Genomic DNA, 16,339 nt, shown 5'->3' on the forward strand with positions numbered 1-16,339 from the left:
GATGTCTCATGTTATCGAATATGGTCTGGTGTTTATTATTATCGCCTTGGCTTTATATTATGTGTGGACTAGAGTATTGTTCAAAAAATCAAGCAGCTGTGCCTCTGGCTGCGGAAAGTGTGGCTCATAGCACGCCAAGCTTTCGCCTTATTTTTGATAAGGTTATAATCCATCCGTGATTCGTATTCGCTTGGGGTCACTTGAGCCTTGCTGCTTGATGGCGATATGCTTGATTTATTTAATATTTACCCTGATGCTGCTTAAGCCTTCTATACTGGCCACCAACGTATCCCCTGTTACCACGGGCCCAACACCAGCTGGCGTACCGGTCATGATTAAGTCGCCTGGTTTTAACTCAAACAGCTGTGATAAACGAGAAATCACCTCAGAGACACTCCAGATTAAGTGAGTCAAGTCGCTATCTTGTCGCGTCTCGCCATTGACGGTCAGCTTAATATTACCGGCATTTATTTCACCCAAATCAGCGATAGGGGTCAGCTCACCAATGGGGGCTGAATAATCAAAAGCCTTGCCAATCTCCCAAGGGCGGCCTTGCTCACGCATGGTGGCTTGCAAGTCACGGCGGGTCATATCTAGTCCTACGCCATAGCCAAAAATACTAGAGGCAGCTTGTGCCACTGAGATGTCCTTTACAGGCTTGCCTATTGCTACCACAAGCTCAGTTTCGTAATGATAGTTTTCGGTCAATGGCGGATAAGGGATATCCACGCTACCATTGGCAGGCACTGCCACCACCGCATCAACATCGCCCGGCTTACAGAAAAAAAATGGTGGCTCACGATCAGGGTCTGAACCCATCTCTATCGCGTGAGCGGCGTAGTTGCGGCCGACACAATATACCCGGCGTACTGGGAATTTATCTTGAACGCCCTTGACATCTAATGCTGCAGGCAAGCTGGGGTTAAAAACATAGGTCATAGCACAGTCCTTTTATAAGTGGGCCAAATGACCTATATTAAGGCACATTTAAACCAATTTATACCGCATATTATAGTAAAAATAAGGACATGCTATGCTAACGCACACCACCAGTCAATTAAAACCACAAGCGCTCATCTTGCTGGCGCGCCTTACTCAATGAGTTTTTAGCGCAGTAATAAACAAGGTATTCTTTGGTCTTAAGGTAGAGGTTTTATGAACAATAAGCTTGGCGTTTTGTACTCTTTTCGCCGCTGTCCTTATGCAATGCGGGCGCGGCTTGGGCTGTTATTTGCCGGTGTGTCAGTTGATTTGCGTGAGGTGGTGTTAAAAAATAAGCCACCGCAAATGCTTGCCATCAGCCCCAAAGGCACGGTGCCTGTTTTGCAGTTAGCAGATGGGACAGTGATTGAAGAGAGCCGTGATATTATGCTGTGGGCACTTAACCAAAATGACCCTCAATGTTTACTGGATAACACAGTAGGCGCTCAAGCTAAGGCTTTAATTGATCGAAATGATACTGAGTTTAAATATTGGCTTGATCGCTATAAATACGCCGATCGTTATCCTGACATGAGCCAAGAGGCTTATAGGCAAAAGGGCGAGCAGTTTTTGCGCACCCTAGAAGCCTTGTTAACTCAGCACCCTTATCTTTTTGGCGAGCGCATCGGTGTGGCGGATATTGCCATTATGCCGTTCGTGCGTCAGTTCGCTCATGTTGATCGTGCACTGTTTTATCGCCTGCCTTATGTACATGTGCAGCGCTGGCTTCGGCATTGGCTTGAGCATCCACTATTTTTGCAGGCCATGACGAAATATACACCTTGGTCTGAGGGAGATGACGTGGTGGTATTTGGCAGCTAAACCCAGCAGAGCTCATTAAAGCGCATTACTTTGCTTGGCAAGATCCGCTTTAAGCGATTAATGCCCCAAGATTTTAGATAAAAATAACTGGGCGCGATCGCTACGTGCCCCTTCAAAAAACTCATCTTTACTGCAGTTCTCCACGATGTGTCCCTCATCCATAAAGATGATACGGTTGGCAACTTGGCTGGCAAACCCCATTTCATGAGTCACACACATCATGGTCATGCCCTCTTTTGCAAGCTCTACCATAACATCTAACACTTCTTGAATCATTTCAGGATCCAGTGCTGAGGTAGGCTCGTCGAATAACATACATACCGGGTCCATTGCCAAAGCGCGGGCAATGGCAACACGTTGCTGCTGCCCGCCTGACAGTTCGGCGGGGTATTTTTTGGCTTGAGCCGATAGCCCCACACGGTCAAGATAAGCCATGGCTTTTTGCTGGGCCACACTGTCACTGCGCCCCAAGACTTTGATTTGTGCCACAGTCAAATTATCAATGATTGAAAGATGCGGAAATAGCTCAAAATGCTGAAACACCATGCCCACTCGGCTACGTAGCTTTGGCAAATCAGTTTTTGAATCACCCACGGCTATGCCATTGACGAAAATCTTACCCTTTTGAAACGGCTCTAGCGCATTTACCGTTTTGATCAAAGTGGACTTACCACTGCCAGAGGGCCCACAGACCACCACCACATCGCCACGATGCACGTGTGCGGTACAGTCAGTTAGTACCTGAAAGTCACCATACCATTTACTGACATTAGACATTTCAATTACCATCTCATCGCTGGCATGTCCTGTATCGGTGACCAATCCGCCAAAATCATTGATATAGGAATTGGGGCGGTCAGTAGGCATAGAGTCGGAGGTTAAAGGTGGGGTAGGGCTGTCAGGTTTTGTCTCAAATTTATTCATAATGGTATCCGTTATTATAGCTCTTAATATGAAGCAAACGCGCATGAAGCTTAAAATCGCATGGATTTTTGCAGGCGCTGAACCCCAATAGAGGCAATCAAACTAATGATGAAATACACAGTGCCGGCGCCTAAGATGTAAGGGGTTAAATATCCCATTAGCTCACCGCGTACGTAAGCTGATCGGAAAAAGTCACTCAATCCAATTGCAAATACTAAAGTGGTATCTTGGAATAAAATAATACACTGCTGCAAAATAAGCGGGGTCATTTTGCGAAAGGCTTGTGGCAAGATAATCAATCGCATGGTCTGAGCATACGTCATCCCTAAAGCTTTGGCTGCATTGACCTGTGCGCTACCAATGGATTGGATGCCCGCCCTGACTACTTCTGAGAAATAAGCGGCTTCAAACACCATAAAGGCCACCACACAGGAGGTGAAGGCAGTATCAAAAGTAATATAGCTACCGGTTAAGCCGTTATAAATCATCGGTACAGCAAAATAGAACCACAGTAGGATTAGCAGCAGCGGCACTGATCGAAAGAAGTTCACATATAGCTTGGCGGGTAGCTCAAGGGCTTTAATGCCTGATAAGCGCATCATGGCTAATACGGTACCCAGTGCCATACCGCCTACTATCGCTAGTAGTAGTACTTTGAGGGTGACAATCATGCCACTGATTAGGCTTGGATATGCGGTGGTTAACTCGGTGACAAATGCACTCATTTTTTACCTCCTGCAATTAGCCCTGGGACACGAAGTTTTTGTTCAATAAGACCCATGATACCTATGAGCGATAGGTTAAATAGTAGATAGATAATGGTGGCGTAGGTATAGATTTCGATGTTGTTTTGGGTGTACTCACTGATGGTTTTGGTTTGACTAATAAGCTCCATCACCCCGACCAAAGAAGCAATAGAGGCATTTTTATAACAGTTGGTCAGCTCTGAGCTTAGTGGGGGTAGGATGACTCTAAATGCTTGTGGCAACAACACTTGTCGATAAGCCTGAGCGGTGCTAAAGCCCAAAGCATAGGCGGCATTGTGTTGGCCCTCAGGTAAGGATTGAATACCGGTTCGAACCTGCTCGGTAATACGCGCGGCAGTAAATAGGCCAAGCCCAATACTGGCAGAAATCATGGCTGACATATTAGGAGACAGGCCTTTATACCACCACTCTTGCAGGACAGGCGTTAGCCAGCCTGGGGCAACATAGAACCAAAAGAACAGTTGTACCAATAAAGGGATATTACGAAAAAAGGTCACATACATGGTGCCAATCGTACGCGCTGTTTTGCTGGGTAGCGTGCGCATAATCCCCAAGACTGTACCAATAGCCAATGCCAGTATCCAAGCAATGGTACCAATAAGCAGTAGCCAGCCGAGCCCTGATAATATCCAATACAAATAGATACCATCACCAATGCCGGTTGACTCAAAAAGCACCCCCCAATTCCAACTGTAATTCATCTGTATTCCCTTATTCTTAGCACCACTTATATCCCTAAATGGCCTATTAAAAAAGCAACATGCCCATACCTTGCCAAAGAATGAAAAGTATGGGCACAGTTTAGCTAATATTCAAAGCGACAATATGAGTTGTGGCTTATTGGGCAGGAGCCGCCATAGGCTGTGCACCATCATGTGGATTGGCAATAAGTGCTTTAAGATTGTCTGACATCTCAAAGTTCATATTTACGTTCTTAGGTGGAATAGGATTCATGAACCATTTGTTATAAATATCATTAATCTCACCTGACGCATAAACATTTTTTAATGCCTCATCCACAATCGCTTTGAACTGTGGGTCATCTTTGCGCATCATACAGCCATAGATTTCAAATGACTGCGGGGTACCAACGATTTGCCACTCTTCTGGATGAGCAGACTTGGCTTTTTCACCTGCTAGAAGCACATCATCCATCATAAAGGCATCTGCACGGCCTTTTTCTAACATTAAGAAAGCTTCGCCATGGTCTTTCGCTGAGATGATCTTAGCGCCGAGTTTTTTCTCATCATTATATTGACGAATATAGCGCTCAGAGGTTGTCCCTGCCGTAGTCACCAAAGTACGACCCTTTAAATCCTCAAAATCATTGATACCTGAGTCTTTTTTGGTCAATAAACGTGTGCCAATTTCAAAAAAGCCATTTGAGAAGGCAACTTGCTTTTGGCGCTCTTCATTATTGGTGGTTGAGCCACATTCAAAATCGATGGTGCCGTTTTGGACCAAAGGAATACGAGTTTGAGAGGTGATGAGGTTGTAGCGAATTTTAAGATCTGGCATGTTGAGTTTGTCTTTGACTGCATCCACAACCTTCATTTCTAAATCATGGGCATAGCCTAATGGCTGATTGGGATCATCGGCGATGTAAGAAAAAGGAATAGAGGAGTCACGAAAACCCACTACGATGGTCCCTGAGTCTTTAATTTTATTTAAAGTGGCTGAAGCATCTGCATTAGCACCATCTGTTGAGGGGGTAGCTTCAGTGGTGCTGGTGCCTTCTGCTGTGGCTGGAGCATCGGTATTGGCGGACTGATTATTATTGCACCCTGTAAGACCAAAGGCCAAAAGAGTAGCAAGTGTCAGCGTTTTGACTTTGTAATGCATAATATGTTCCTTTATTTAATGTGAATGAGAGCAACTATTGACATAACCAACGTATTTTTTGAAGTACATTCAAATGGTTAGTGCCCAGCTCTTGTATCCCTACTTATATTGCAGCCTTAAAACATCAATGCGTTGGTAAATAGGCTGGCCAAAATTACCAATAGTTTGTTGAAACACCTTTAATACTTAATTAACATAGTAATATAAAAGTATCACGGTTGGGAAAGTATTTTTAGAAAAATAATTTTATCTATATTAAACAATTGCTAATGCTCTACAATTCAAAAAATATAACGAACAAGCCGTTTGAGATAACGCATAATAAAAAACGCACCAAGCTATCAAGGCTCAGTGCGTTTTTTTGTTTGGGGATTTATCGGTTTAAGCGTACTTAAAGCAGCTCTTTACGCAGTTGAGCTGGTGTCTTGGGTGATAGCAAACCTGGTGCCACATCAAAGACGGTCTTGGCACCTGTTTCACCTGCTTTGTTCATTTTATAAGCAGCACGTGCATAGGCCACAAGGACGCTGGCGGTGAATTGCGGGTTGCTCTCAAGCTTTAACGAGAACTCTAGGGCCTGGTGATTGGTATCAGTTTGGGTGCCGCTAGAGCCACTGCGCATGACAAAACCACCATGGGGCATCTTGCCGTGGTCACGCTCAAAAGTTTGTTGGTCAATAAAATGCACTGTGGTGTCATAGTCCGCAAAGTAATCAGGCATGTTCACAATGGCAGTGCGGACCGTATCTTCATCAGCGCCTGCTTCTAACACCACATAGCATTCTCGGGTGTGCTTCTCCCGAGTACTGAGGATCGGCTGCTCACCACTGCGTACTTTGGCCATAGCAGACTCTGAGGGCAGGGTATATTGTACACCTGACTTAACACCTACCACACGGCGTACGGCATCTGAATGTCCTTGGCTTAGCCCTTTGCCCCAGAAGGTATAAGTTTCTCCAACTGGTAAAATGGCTTCACCGTATAAGCGGTTGATAGAAAACAATCCAGGATCCCAGCCCACAGAAAGTAGGGCTATCTTGCCAGCTTGCTTAGCAGGGGTATCTAACGATTCAAAATACTCAGGAATTTTAGCATGCGTATCAAAGCTATCTACTATGTTAAATAAAGCGGCCAGCTTTGGCCCTTGCTCAGGTAAATCTGACTTAGAACCGCCACATAAAATGAGCACGTCTATTTCATCTTTATATTGTGCAATATCATCCATAGCATATACAGGGACACTATTATCAATTAGGGTGACCGAAGCGGGATCACGACGACTAAAGATACCCACCAACGTCATATCGGGGTTTTGATTAATCGCGGCTTGGGCACCGCTGCCAAGGTTACCATAACCGGCGATGGCAACTCTGATTATTGGTTGAGTCATTATAATGAGCCTTACAATATCTTTTGGATTTAAACCAATTTGATTATAGCAGAGGCGGGAGTTGATTGGGTCAATCAGAGAGGCAGCTTTAATTTTGATATTTTTAATCAATATAGCCTAAGTTATAAGTAATAACGGGTGTCGAAGAAATAATATCTAGTATATATCGCTATAAAATAAGGGGTGATTTTAATATAGCTATAAAAAAATTGAGCGGCGCAAACGATAAGCTAAAAGTATAATAGGTGAGTTATGTCATCAATTTAATTATTGTAGAAATAAAGGCTTGCAAAAGCTAGAAAACTTGCTAAAATACACCACCTAAATAGGCGTATAGCTCAGTTGGTTAGAGCGCTACCTTGACATGGTAGAGGTCGCTAGTTCGAATCTAGTTACGCCTACCAGATTCGAAAGCCCCAATCTTTAAGATTGGGGCTTTTTTTATGCCCGTTTTATAAGGGCTGTAGCACAAAATTCCTATTTATAATGCTGATATTGCTTATATGCGCTCTAAAGAGAGCTGGTGCTGTGAGGTGTGTGAGCATGCTACCTGGCAGGAATACAATGTTAGGTAGGTATTTCTGTTGAGAGTTAAAAGCCAGACAGCGTCGGTTGTCTGGCTTTTTTTGGGAGTATAATGAAGTGTTTACTATGGAGTATTTTATTATACATAAAATACAAAAAATATTATCAATATATTTATTAGTTTAAATTTTATATGGAGCATAGGTAAATCAGGTAAAATCACAACCGATTGATTATTAACCAATAGTATAGTCTTAATTGAATGGAGAGTAAGTAGATGGAGTGGGAAAACTGGATAGCAGCGAATAAGAAACAACTAGAACATATAGCGGGCTATGAAGAGCAGTTTGTCAGAACCATCTTAGCAAAGATGCCTGAAATTGAGCCACAAGATGTTAAAGCACAGTTTCATTTTACCGACTCTAATGGTAAGAATAGATATATTGACTTTATGATTGCCAATAAAACCAAAGGTTATATGCTACCTATTGAACTAGATGGGTATTGGAAAGTTCAAAGATATTCTGAATTTGATGACATGTTAAAGCGACAGAATGATTTAGTTAAAATTTATGGTGTGTTGCTTCGATATACCAATAAGCAAATGCTTAGTCAGCCTCAGGTAATCATTGATGAGATTAGACAGACACTACATTTACAGAGTACAAATCAATTAAGTGCCAAGATAGTAGAGGAGCAAAATGCAAAGCGCTTTGAAGAGTATCAAAGTCAGCTAGCATGGTATAAAGAGCAATTGGCTGATCAAAAAACTAATGGGCAGCAGGCCGAAAACATTAAAGGGCAAAGTAGCAGTACAGAAGATACTATCACCAAAGATGATATTGTTCGACTTAAGCAAACTATAGATGCCTTACAGGCTAAGATAGAGCAGCCTGAAATTATAAAAACACCACAAGTTTCTAAGACTAAGATTACGCTTAGTAACATGATAGGGATAGGAGCTGCCTCTTTAATAGTGGTTGCATTGGGCGCGAATGCTTTTTTTAATAAGTCAGATGATACAAAAAATATAGTGACTGAGCCAATGGCATTAACAATTACCTATGACAGTAGTAATACCGATTACCCTGAAGATATGACCATTATTGATAATAATAGTGTAGATACATCAGAGTCTTTAGATGAGTCTTCTGATCAAATTGAAACACTCACAACTGCTAGTGCTGAAAATAATACTGCAACAGTCACAGGGCCTGAGGAGCATGCTGTCATAGATGCTGAAGAAACGAGTTATCAAGAGATTGAGTCTGAACCGAGCTATGAGCCCTCACCCACTACTATTCCATCTTCAAAAGCAAACCAGTATGTCGGTTCTTATGGTGTTGTATGTGGTGATGTTGTACAAGTTAAAGGCTTTAACAAAGGAACGTACTTAAATCTAGGGGATACTTATCCTAACCAAGATGCCACGATTGTTGTTTGGGATTCAGATGCCAGTAATTTTGATAATCTTGATCAATATGAGGGCCGAAGTCTTTGCGTCAAAGGTACTATAGATTCATATAAAGGTAGTCCTCAAATCAAGTTAACTTCTGTTAGTCAGTTACAGTAAGAAGGTCTGAGTAATGGGAACTGGAGTAATAGTTGTTCTTACTATCTTACTACTGGGTGTAATTTGTGAAATGGCTGAGAAGGGTGAAAAGATAATAGAGAAAGAAAAAAAAGAGGAAAGACAGCAAATACTAGAGGAAATTGAGCTTAAAAAGTTAGAAATTGAGCTTAGCTCGCTTCAGAAAGTGAATAAATTGCCTGATAGTCAATTATCAGTTTCACAGGTTATAGCGGGATGCTTAATAATATTGGTTTTAATGATTGTCATCATACTTTACTTCAAAACAGTGTATTCAATTTAGATTATAAGGATAAATTATGTATAAAAAATTAGCTGTAATATTAGCAGTGGCGATGAGTAGTACAGTAGCACAAGCTGAAGAACCTAAGATTGAAGCCTATAAAGCACCATTTCATGTTGGAAAGTCAGTGATGGCCTGTGGAAACTTAGCAGAAATTAAACATCTTTCAAATAGGCACTATCTTAATTTAGATAAGCGATACCCTAATCAAACCTTAACCGTTTTAGTTTGGGATAATGATTATCGATGGTTTGAGGAGAGATTTGGCAAAATTGACAGTCATATAGGCAGACGCTTTTGTGCTCGTGGTAAAATAGAAGAGTACAAAAATAATATCCAGATGCAGATTAAAAACCCGCAGTTTTTAAGATTAATGAGTAACTAGTGTAGCCTTATCTAAACAGCCCATCCCGAAGAGGGCGTTCAAAACTCTGTGTAACTGCCATTTAGATTAAATGCTTTTTGATGACTAAAAATATTTAGTCATCATCACATTAAGCCACTCATCATCTCGATCCTCTCTTAGGTCAGAGGTAACCCAGCAATCATACTCAAGCGTACAATCAACACGAATTTGATGCAACACCTCTAACAACCGTTCTTCATTCATATCACAGAAAAAGCGCTCCCCATCGTATCTTTCAGCGTCGCCATGCTTAAAAGATGCGTACATAATGCCCTCAAACTTTAAGGTTTTGATTAAATCCGCCATCAGGTAAGGCAGTGCATTAAAAGGAACATGCAATAAAGAAGCGCATGCCCAAATGCCAGTGAACTTATCCTCCCAACCTTGGATTTTAATCTCATCAAACAGGACGTTTAGCCACTTAACCTCACTGAGCTCATAGTTTTTCTTATTAATCTTAATCATCTCTGAGCTACCATCGATAGCAGTGACATTGATTGCGTATCTATTAGAGATCCAAAAGGCATCTCGACCAGAGCCACAGCCAACATCTAAGACATGATGGGCAATACCAAGATGAAACGGCAATTCATAAACAAACCTATCACATAAATCATTGGTTCGAAGATTTCTCGTTTGCTTTATATAAGTTTCAGCGTTTTGGTTATAGTAGTTTAAAGTTTCTTTGGCTTTCATAAATACTAACACTTCATAATCAATGTTTATCTTTTAAAGTAAGTGCTTGTAGCTATCAACCTCTCAGATGTCGTAAAAGTCTCGGGTCAATAGTTCGTAAACGGCTTCCTGTACCGGGCGACCATACCAAATCACTGTGCTCTATAGCGACCTGATAAGCCCACTGACTGATGGTTTCAGAGCGTTGGATGTTACTTATAAAACCTAAAGATTTTCCTTCACTACCTATTAACTTGCCATAGTCGTCATTTCTAATTAACCAAGAGTCATAAAAGCGCTCTTCAGCGAGAAAGTCACGTTTGCTGTTATTACATTTATGATCGGCTAATACGAAATTATGTAAGGTATCAATGGGGTATTTAGACCAAGGAATGAAGTGATCAACCTCTGGCGTGCCCTTGATGGAATTATGACAATAAAAACACTGTCCTTTTTGGATGTCAGTAAGTAATGGAACCAGTGCATTTAGACTTTGTCTGGACTGGTTAAATAGGAAGTAGTACAGGTCCAAATCTTCGTTAAAGTACTCTTGATTATGTCGATTTTTGCGGACAAATTCTGACCAATACTGTTGGCAAAGCTTGTGAATTATTTTGCTAAATTTAGCCAGGCAATAGGCAATACCAGCATTTAATACAATTTCTTTTGATTTCGCATTGTAATGATATAAAAATTCTCTTTGAGTATTGTTCTTAGCACTTTGTAAGTGTTTGGCAGGATATGTTTTTATTGTCCGAGCAATATCTTTTAGCGTTGAATCCCATTTTTGCTTGTTAAATGCGCGCGCAGTATTTAGGTTGATCGTTTTAGCTTCTGCTTGTAAATCTAAGATACAGTTAATAACTTTAATCTGACCGGTAGTATGGCTTTGTCTTAAAACAGAATTCGGTTTTTGCTTAGAAAAGGGAAGGGCATGTGTCCAGTATAAGTGTATAAATTGTTCTGCAAGATGAAGGTAGGATATAGAGCAGATTCTATTATCATCAATACCTGATTCAATCGAGAGATTTGATAATGACATCAGCAAGGCAAACTTATAAGTAGAGGTGTAGGAACTCGACTCTAAAAGCCATTGAATGTTATTTAAGAAGTTTATCTGAAAGTCTGCTGAGGGTTTATACATATTATTAGAGTTATATCTCATATCATTGACATGCACCATGGTGAGGGTCAGATTTTATAGATGTGTTCGATAAATAGGTTGCCATGAATATTAACAAATAAAGCTGCTGACGATAAGGTATGCTTTTCATTAAAAAACTATTAAGCAAATGAAAGCAATTATAAAAACTTAGAAAAAAATATTCTAGGCTGCAGTCTATACTAAAGATATAGACATTAAAAAGATGCCTTTTATGAATACGTTTTTAGATTGCACAAAGATAGTCGGTCAAGCCTGTGCCATAACCTTTCAAGGGAATGCCAGTAACAACCGTCAGCAAGATGCTTTCTTTTTTATAGATGACTATTACCAAGAAAAACTGGGTGTGACAGCAGTTAAGTCTATCAGCCCGCCTTTTTTCTTGGCTGTCTCTGATGGTGTTGCCAGCTCTAACTACTCTCAGCATTGCTCAAAAGCTGTGGTGAAATCTATCAAATCTTTAATAGATAGGCAGCAGCCATTGAATGCTATTAATATTCATAATGTTATTAGCGAAACCAAACACAGTGCTAAACGTTATGGCGCAGCTGCTACGTTGGCGATGCTTGAGGTAAAAAGTGAGCAAGGAGGTATTCAAGGCAAGATAACCCATGTTGGCGATAGCCGTGTTTATCGACTTACAAGCGGATCTTCGCAGTGGGAGTGTTTAACCCGAGATCAAAATCTGCTTAATGACTTGATTGATGAGCAAATACAAGCGGAAGGCAGGCAAGCACAGATGTCAGATTATAACCAAGCAGGTATGGCTGGCATGCTATATGGCATTACCGAGTGTTTTAGTTTGTCTACTAAGGATGGGCTTAATGCTGAAGCGCCGCAAAGCGAGGTGACTACGATAGAGATTGATACTGGCGACAGCTTGGTTGTTTGCACTGATGGTATACACGATTTGGTGCCTAGTGATGAGTGGAAATTAATAGACAAGCATACGGATTTGCAGAAATGGCTACTGGCATTAAAGACACAAGTTTATCAATCAGAGGGCAAAGCTTATGACAATGGCACAGCAATTGTGGTGAGTTTTGATTAAATTAAGCAAATTTTAAAGCACAGTTATCTTATCTATTTAGTGGCAAAAGAAGTCAGTATTAATAACGATATAACCGCCTAATAAAGTGAGTAAAAATGCCAACTCATCCTATTTCAAACTACAAAAAATCTGAACGTCTATTTGCGTTATATCAATGTTTGCCGCGTAGTAAAGCGCAGGCGCTATCACTGACAGAGCTGATGGATAAATATGCCGGCGACACTGATAACATTTCTAATCAACGTAAAAATCTTGAAAACGATTTATTTAGCTTAAACCAAATATTTACAGATATCTTTTATAGCCAAGCTTTGGTTCGGATACCGGCTTGGGGTCAAAACATTAGCGGACAAACGGCACGGTTTTATATCGAACCTGATTTTAGTATCGATGCTATTAATGAGCAGACCGTATTTTTTTGGGAGATGCTTAGTAATTATACAGCCAACTATTTACCTGTCTCCTTTCAGCAAACCCTTCATCATAAATTAGCGCATATTCGTAAACGTGAAAAAGTACGATTCCATCAAAGTGCATTGGGGCAGTGGCAAGATTATCTCATCAATTTACCAAGCGTGGTACAAGCACCGGCTATCGATGACCAAGTATTAGCAGGCATACATCAGGCGCTGCTGAACAAAAGCCAGCTATGTATTGTTTATCAAAATAAATGGCAGCAACAACCAAAACAAAGAGTGGTTTATCCCAAAGGGCTGGTTTTTATTGACAATATGATGTATCTCACAGGGTTTAATCCTGTTGATGAGCATATTGATGATAAGGTTTTATTAAAAGCACATCGAAACTTCGCGGTTAATCGAATTAAAGAAGCGGTTGTGATTGATAAGCCCATGCCAGACTGGGTTGATAGAGATGCCTTTACGCTTAATCATTTGCATAAGTTAGGTAAGCTTGAGCCCACCAATAGCCATGAGATTAAACTGGTCCTTAAGGTTCAAAAATATGCTTGTCAGCATTTATTTGAGCGTCCCTTAGCAGATAGTCAGCAAATTGAGAGGATTGATGATAACTGGAATAGAGTGACGGCAACGGTTGCTAATACTCAGCGTTTAGAGGACTGGCTGGTGAGTATGTCGCAATTGGCTGTGGTGGAAGCGCCAAATGAGCTGAGGGCGGCAGTTAGAGATAGGTTGTTGAGTGCTATAGAGCTTTATAAAGATTAAGCGCTTTGGCCGTATTAGATAAATGTTAAAAAAGATATTGAATATAAGGACTAAGCAATGATTAGCGATCAAATTTATGTGAGCAATAGCCAAGAACAAGGCTATGTCAGAGCTAAGCTATATAAACCAGACATCATCGATGATACGCCATGCGCTTTTGCTTGCGTGATCATTGATGAACAATGGAGTGAAATTTCTCTTTTAGATCTTAAGGATAAAACAGGGTGTGTGAGCCTGATAGGTATATGGACTGATAGCGATAAGGACGACACAAGTAATAAACGTTTGGAAGTCTTAAATACCGTTGATGGGGTAGTGAAGTGCCAACCAGATGAGGTACAAGCGGTTGTTGAGTTGGTGCAATCTAAACCGTCAAACGGATTATTGGTTCTGGATGCATTTGATATAAAGTTGCTGTTTGAAAAAGAAGGCATTGTTAAGTTTACTCAGGTTCATCCTATAAAAATTGAATCAACTCGAGAAGAGACACTTAAAATAGTTGTAGAGAAGATAATAGAGAAGCTACCTCAGCCCGCATATTTCAGTAGTGTATTATTGGATTTTAATGCCCAAGATGTTCTCATAGAAGAGCTTGGCTATATCTGCGAGACGATTGAATCGACCTTGTCTGTTGATGACCCTAACCTGTTTTATCAAGCGACACATGCTAACAAGCCTGACTGTATGGGGGTTAGAGTGATTTATGCTTAATTATATGGATAATTTTGATCAATTAAATTATGCTTAACTAGCAGTTAAATTTAAAAAAAGGAGCTAAACAGGCTATTAACGACATATGAATCAAAATCATACGATTGAAATTGGCTTGATTGTCTATGAGAAAGCGCAAATGGCTGCCATCCTTGGACTGACGGATTTACTGATGGTGGCCAGTAAACTCGCCGCTAAATCTCAAGATACAACCGATCTGCCCTTACAAGTCAGTCACTGGGAGATTAGTGGTGCTGAGCAGCGGCCTAAGCGCACTTTTTCGAGCAAGCCTGATAGCGTAGGAAAATTAGCAGCCATCATCATTCCACCCACGTTAGAGGCACCTATTGCAAAGCAAGCCGCCGCTCCTTGGCTTCAATGGTTAAAAGAGCAGCATTCGACAGGGACGATACTGTCATCTGTGTGCGCCGGTGCTTTTTTGTTGGGCGAAACAGGACTACTATCTAAACGTCAGGCAACCACACATTGGGGTTATGTAGAGGATTTTAAGCAGCGTTTCCCCGATGTGTATCTTGACGTGGATCGCATTATTATCGAAGACGGTGATATTGTGACCGCTGGTGGGGCAATGGCTTGGACAGATTTAGGTTTAAGAATGATTGATCGCTTTCTTGGCTCTAAAGTGATGAATGAAACCGCTCGTATGTTATTAATTGATCCCTCAAGGCGTGAGCAATGCTATTACAGCGCGTTCTCTCCAATACTCACTCATGGGGACGCGGCCATACTAAAAGTTCAGCATTGGCTGCAAAAGACTAATGCACAAGATATTGATTTGTCCACATTAGCAGGCTGTGCTGGATTAGAGGAGCGTACTTTTTTGCGTCGTTTTAATAAGGCGACGGGCATGACATCCACAGAATACTGTCAGCGATTACGCATCGGAGCAGCCAAAGACTTTCTACAATTCTCATCGTCTCCTGTTGAGCACATTGCATGGAAGGTGGGTTATGGTGATGTCAGTGCATTTCGTAAGATATTTAAGCGCCTTGTTGGGTTGACACCAAGTGAGTATCGGCGCAGATTTAATGCCAATAAGGCGTGACCTCTACGATCCATCTTATAGCCATTAAATTTATCTAACTCTCAAGGTATCAATGACGGCTCGTAGCGCAGGCGATACATTGTGATGTGGATAATATAAATGAAAGCCGCTAAAGGTATGACTGAACTCTCGCAATACATGAATGAGCTGGCCACTTTTTAATTCCTCTTTAACCATATCGATGGGCACATAACCAATACCCAATCCTCGTTTTGCGGCGTCAATTACAGAATAGTCAGTCGAAAATACCCATTGCCCTTGCGTCTTTAACTTATAGGGCTGACCATCAATCACAAAATCCCAATGATACATGCCACCGTTCATAAATCGATAGCCCAAACAGTTGTGATTATTCAAATCTATTGGGGTCTTAGGAAAGCCAAATTCATGGAAATAGTCCGGTGAACCTACTACAGCAATCTCCTCATCATAGTCGATACGTACCGATATCATGCCATCAGTAACCAAGCTGCCAAAGCGTACACCTGCATCAAATTGTGTGCTGATAATATCAGACAGCGCGGTATCGCTTATCAATTCCAGCTCAATATCAGGATAAAGCTGCTTAAACATAGCTAATTTAGGCAAAAGAACTTTATCAATAGCGTATTGACTAGCACTGATCCGTACCAATCCCGCAGGCGTTTCTCGCAAATGCTTGAGTTCATCTAATTTTTTATCTAATGCGCCAAAGCTTTGCTCGGCGGTCACAAATAATGCTTCACCTGCGTGTGTCAAAGACAAGCTGCGTGTGGTTCTCGTAAATAACTGTAGCCCTAAGCGCTGCTCTAATAATTTGATGGAGCGGCTCAATGCCGATTGTGATATCCCAAGTTTGATAGCAGCTTTGGTAAAACTGCTTTCTTGAGCAACCAATAAGAAAGCATGCAGCTCATTATAATTTTCTTGTTGTCGCATATTTAGAACCTGAGTGAATAAATAAAAGCTAAAAAATAGGT

Annotated in this window: 18 protein-coding genes and 1 tRNA gene; 10 read left to right on the plus strand and 9 right to left on the minus strand. The window is 41.2% G+C overall.

The features are described 5' to 3' along the window. Window position 1: 1 nt before the first annotated feature. On the plus strand, window positions 2-130 hold the full coding sequence (locus DLE54_RS12235) for a FeoB-associated Cys-rich membrane protein (protein ID WP_110816279.1): 129 nt from the start codon (window positions 2-4) through the stop codon (window positions 128-130). A 104-nt stretch (window positions 131-234) separates the two neighbouring features. On the opposite strand, the gene DLE54_RS03570 is transcribed toward DLE54_RS12235, so the two are convergent. Further along, window positions 235-939 carry a fumarylacetoacetate hydrolase family protein gene (locus DLE54_RS03570; protein ID WP_110816280.1) on the minus strand — a complete coding sequence of 235 codons (705 nt, stop codon included), beginning with the start codon at window positions 937-939 and terminating at the stop codon, window positions 235-237. A gap of 216 nt (window positions 940-1,155) precedes the next feature. Between DLE54_RS03570 and DLE54_RS03575 the strand changes: the two genes are divergently transcribed. Continuing rightward, the gene (locus DLE54_RS03575; RefSeq protein ID WP_110816281.1) at window positions 1,156-1,803 is read left to right on the plus strand and encodes a glutathione S-transferase; all 648 of its coding nucleotides are present in this window, start codon (window positions 1,156-1,158) and stop codon (window positions 1,801-1,803) included. Window positions 1,804-1,860: 57 nt separating this feature from the next. On the opposite strand, the gene DLE54_RS03580 is transcribed toward DLE54_RS03575, so the two are convergent. The 5 genes from DLE54_RS03580 to DLE54_RS03600 form a co-directional block, all read right to left on the minus strand. Further along, window positions 1,861-2,592 (minus strand): amino acid ABC transporter ATP-binding protein, encoded by a 732-nt coding sequence (locus tag DLE54_RS03580; RefSeq protein ID WP_041773523.1) that lies wholly within the window; start codon window positions 2,590-2,592, stop codon window positions 1,861-1,863. A 185-nt stretch (window positions 2,593-2,777) separates the two neighbouring features. Next, a complete protein-coding gene (locus tag DLE54_RS03585) occupies window positions 2,778-3,452 on the minus strand; it encodes an ABC transporter permease subunit (protein WP_110816282.1) in 675 nt (224 codons plus the stop codon). Beyond that, on the minus strand, window positions 3,449-4,195 hold the full coding sequence (locus tag DLE54_RS03590) for an amino acid ABC transporter permease (protein ID WP_110816283.1): 747 nt from the start codon (window positions 4,193-4,195) through the stop codon (window positions 3,449-3,451). The genes DLE54_RS03585 and DLE54_RS03590 overlap by 4 nt, the downstream gene beginning before the upstream one ends. A gap of 136 nt (window positions 4,196-4,331) precedes the next feature. Then, a complete protein-coding gene (locus DLE54_RS03595) occupies window positions 4,332-5,336 on the minus strand; it encodes a glutamate/aspartate ABC transporter substrate-binding protein (protein ID WP_110816284.1) in 1,005 nt (334 codons plus the stop codon). A gap of 391 nt (window positions 5,337-5,727) precedes the next feature. Continuing rightward, entirely contained in the window at window positions 5,728-6,726 is a 999-nt protein-coding gene (locus tag DLE54_RS03600) for a diaminopimelate dehydrogenase (protein WP_110816285.1), read from the minus strand. Between the two features lie 327 nt (window positions 6,727-7,053). Between DLE54_RS03600 and DLE54_RS03605 the strand changes: the two genes are divergently transcribed. The 4 genes from DLE54_RS03605 (at window position 7,054) to DLE54_RS03620 (ending at window position 9,510) form a co-directional block, all read left to right on the plus strand. After that, window positions 7,054-7,130 (plus strand) — tRNA-Val (locus DLE54_RS03605). Window positions 7,131-7,528: 398 nt separating this feature from the next. Continuing rightward, the gene (locus tag DLE54_RS03610) at window positions 7,529-8,824 is read left to right on the plus strand and encodes a hypothetical protein (protein ID WP_110816286.1); all 1,296 of its coding nucleotides are present in this window, start codon (window positions 7,529-7,531) and stop codon (window positions 8,822-8,824) included. Between the two features lie 13 nt (window positions 8,825-8,837). Further along, on the plus strand, window positions 8,838-9,125 hold the full coding sequence (locus DLE54_RS03615) for a hypothetical protein (RefSeq protein WP_110816287.1): 288 nt from the start codon (window positions 8,838-8,840) through the stop codon (window positions 9,123-9,125). Between the two features lie 16 nt (window positions 9,126-9,141). Continuing rightward, window positions 9,142-9,510, plus strand: a complete 369-nt coding sequence (locus DLE54_RS03620) for a hypothetical protein (protein WP_227535480.1) — start codon at window positions 9,142-9,144, stop codon at window positions 9,508-9,510. An 84-nt stretch (window positions 9,511-9,594) separates the two neighbouring features. Here the strand turns inward: DLE54_RS03620 and DLE54_RS03625 are convergent, their stop codons facing one another. Next, window positions 9,595-10,227, minus strand: coding sequence for a class I SAM-dependent methyltransferase (locus DLE54_RS03625; protein WP_110816288.1), 633 nt, complete (start codon window positions 10,225-10,227; stop codon window positions 9,595-9,597). Between the two features lie 55 nt (window positions 10,228-10,282). Continuing rightward, window positions 10,283-11,371, minus strand: coding sequence for an HNH endonuclease (locus tag DLE54_RS03630; RefSeq protein ID WP_227535497.1), 1,089 nt, complete (start codon window positions 11,369-11,371; stop codon window positions 10,283-10,285). A 211-nt stretch (window positions 11,372-11,582) separates the two neighbouring features. On the opposite strand from DLE54_RS03630, the gene DLE54_RS03635 reads away from it, so the two are divergent. The 4 genes from DLE54_RS03635 to DLE54_RS03650 all read left to right on the plus strand — a co-directional run bounded on the left by DLE54_RS03635 (window position 11,583) and on the right by DLE54_RS03650 (window position 15,380). After that, complete coding sequence (locus DLE54_RS03635; RefSeq protein ID WP_227535513.1) at window positions 11,583-12,419, plus strand: PP2C family protein-serine/threonine phosphatase; 837 nt, start codon at window positions 11,583-11,585, stop codon at window positions 12,417-12,419. Window positions 12,420-12,514: 95 nt separating this feature from the next. Beyond that, window positions 12,515-13,603 (plus strand): helix-turn-helix transcriptional regulator, encoded by a 1,089-nt coding sequence (locus tag DLE54_RS03640; protein WP_110816291.1) that lies wholly within the window; start codon window positions 12,515-12,517, stop codon window positions 13,601-13,603. A 57-nt stretch (window positions 13,604-13,660) separates the two neighbouring features. Beyond that, a complete protein-coding gene (locus tag DLE54_RS03645; protein WP_110816292.1) occupies window positions 13,661-14,314 on the plus strand; it encodes a hypothetical protein in 654 nt (217 codons plus the stop codon). Window positions 14,315-14,399: 85 nt separating this feature from the next. Further along, on the plus strand, window positions 14,400-15,380 hold the full coding sequence (locus tag DLE54_RS03650) for a GlxA family transcriptional regulator (protein WP_110816293.1): 981 nt from the start codon (window positions 14,400-14,402) through the stop codon (window positions 15,378-15,380). 30 nt (window positions 15,381-15,410) lie between these two features. On the opposite strand, the gene DLE54_RS03655 is transcribed toward DLE54_RS03650, so the two are convergent. Further along, window positions 15,411-16,298 carry a LysR family transcriptional regulator gene (locus tag DLE54_RS03655; RefSeq protein WP_110816294.1) on the minus strand — a complete coding sequence of 296 codons (888 nt, stop codon included), beginning with the start codon at window positions 16,296-16,298 and terminating at the stop codon, window positions 15,411-15,413. Window positions 16,299-16,339 lie beyond the last annotated feature (41 nt).

The sequence above is a fragment of the Psychrobacter sp. YP14 genome (assembly GCF_003209315.1).
GTDB lineage: Bacteria > Pseudomonadota > Gammaproteobacteria > Pseudomonadales > Moraxellaceae > Psychrobacter > Psychrobacter raelei.

What these genes read in the sequence shown, in the direction of transcription:
- DLE54_RS03655 (WP_110816294.1), bottom strand. Translation starts at nt 16,298, where the DNA reads ATGCGACAACAAGAAAATTATAATGAGCTGCATGCTTTCTTATTGGTT.
- DLE54_RS12235 (WP_110816279.1), top strand. Translation starts at nt 2, where the DNA reads ATGTCTCATGTTATCGAATATGGTCTGGTGTTTATTATTATCGCCTTG.
- DLE54_RS03575 (WP_110816281.1), top strand. Translation starts at nt 1,156, where the DNA reads ATGAACAATAAGCTTGGCGTTTTGTACTCTTTTCGCCGCTGTCCTTAT.
- DLE54_RS03600 (WP_110816285.1), bottom strand. Translation starts at nt 6,726, where the DNA reads ATGACTCAACCAATAATCAGAGTTGCCATCGCCGGTTATGGTAACCTT.
- DLE54_RS03620 (WP_227535480.1), top strand. Translation starts at nt 9,142, where the DNA reads ATGTATAAAAAATTAGCTGTAATATTAGCAGTGGCGATGAGTAGTACA.
- DLE54_RS03635 (WP_227535513.1), top strand. Translation starts at nt 11,583, where the DNA reads ATGAATACGTTTTTAGATTGCACAAAGATAGTCGGTCAAGCCTGTGCC.
- DLE54_RS03625 (WP_110816288.1), bottom strand. Translation starts at nt 10,227, where the DNA reads ATGAAAGCCAAAGAAACTTTAAACTACTATAACCAAAACGCTGAAACT.
- DLE54_RS03580 (WP_041773523.1), bottom strand. Translation starts at nt 2,592, where the DNA reads ATGGTAATTGAAATGTCTAATGTCAGTAAATGGTATGGTGACTTTCAG.
- DLE54_RS03630 (WP_227535497.1), bottom strand. Translation starts at nt 11,371, where the DNA reads ATGAGATATAACTCTAATAATATGTATAAACCCTCAGCAGACTTTCAG.
- DLE54_RS03650 (WP_110816293.1), top strand. Translation starts at nt 14,400, where the DNA reads ATGAATCAAAATCATACGATTGAAATTGGCTTGATTGTCTATGAGAAA.
- DLE54_RS03590 (WP_110816283.1), bottom strand. Translation starts at nt 4,195, where the DNA reads ATGAATTACAGTTGGAATTGGGGGGTGCTTTTTGAGTCAACCGGCATT.
- DLE54_RS03570 (WP_110816280.1), bottom strand. Translation starts at nt 939, where the DNA reads ATGACCTATGTTTTTAACCCCAGCTTGCCTGCAGCATTAGATGTCAAG.
- DLE54_RS03585 (WP_110816282.1), bottom strand. Translation starts at nt 3,452, where the DNA reads ATGAGTGCATTTGTCACCGAGTTAACCACCGCATATCCAAGCCTAATC.
- DLE54_RS03595 (WP_110816284.1), bottom strand. Translation starts at nt 5,336, where the DNA reads ATGCATTACAAAGTCAAAACGCTGACACTTGCTACTCTTTTGGCCTTT.
- DLE54_RS03640 (WP_110816291.1), top strand. Translation starts at nt 12,515, where the DNA reads ATGCCAACTCATCCTATTTCAAACTACAAAAAATCTGAACGTCTATTT.
- DLE54_RS03610 (WP_110816286.1), top strand. Translation starts at nt 7,529, where the DNA reads ATGGAGTGGGAAAACTGGATAGCAGCGAATAAGAAACAACTAGAACAT.
- DLE54_RS03615 (WP_110816287.1), top strand. Translation starts at nt 8,838, where the DNA reads ATGGGAACTGGAGTAATAGTTGTTCTTACTATCTTACTACTGGGTGTA.
- DLE54_RS03645 (WP_110816292.1), top strand. Translation starts at nt 13,661, where the DNA reads ATGATTAGCGATCAAATTTATGTGAGCAATAGCCAAGAACAAGGCTAT.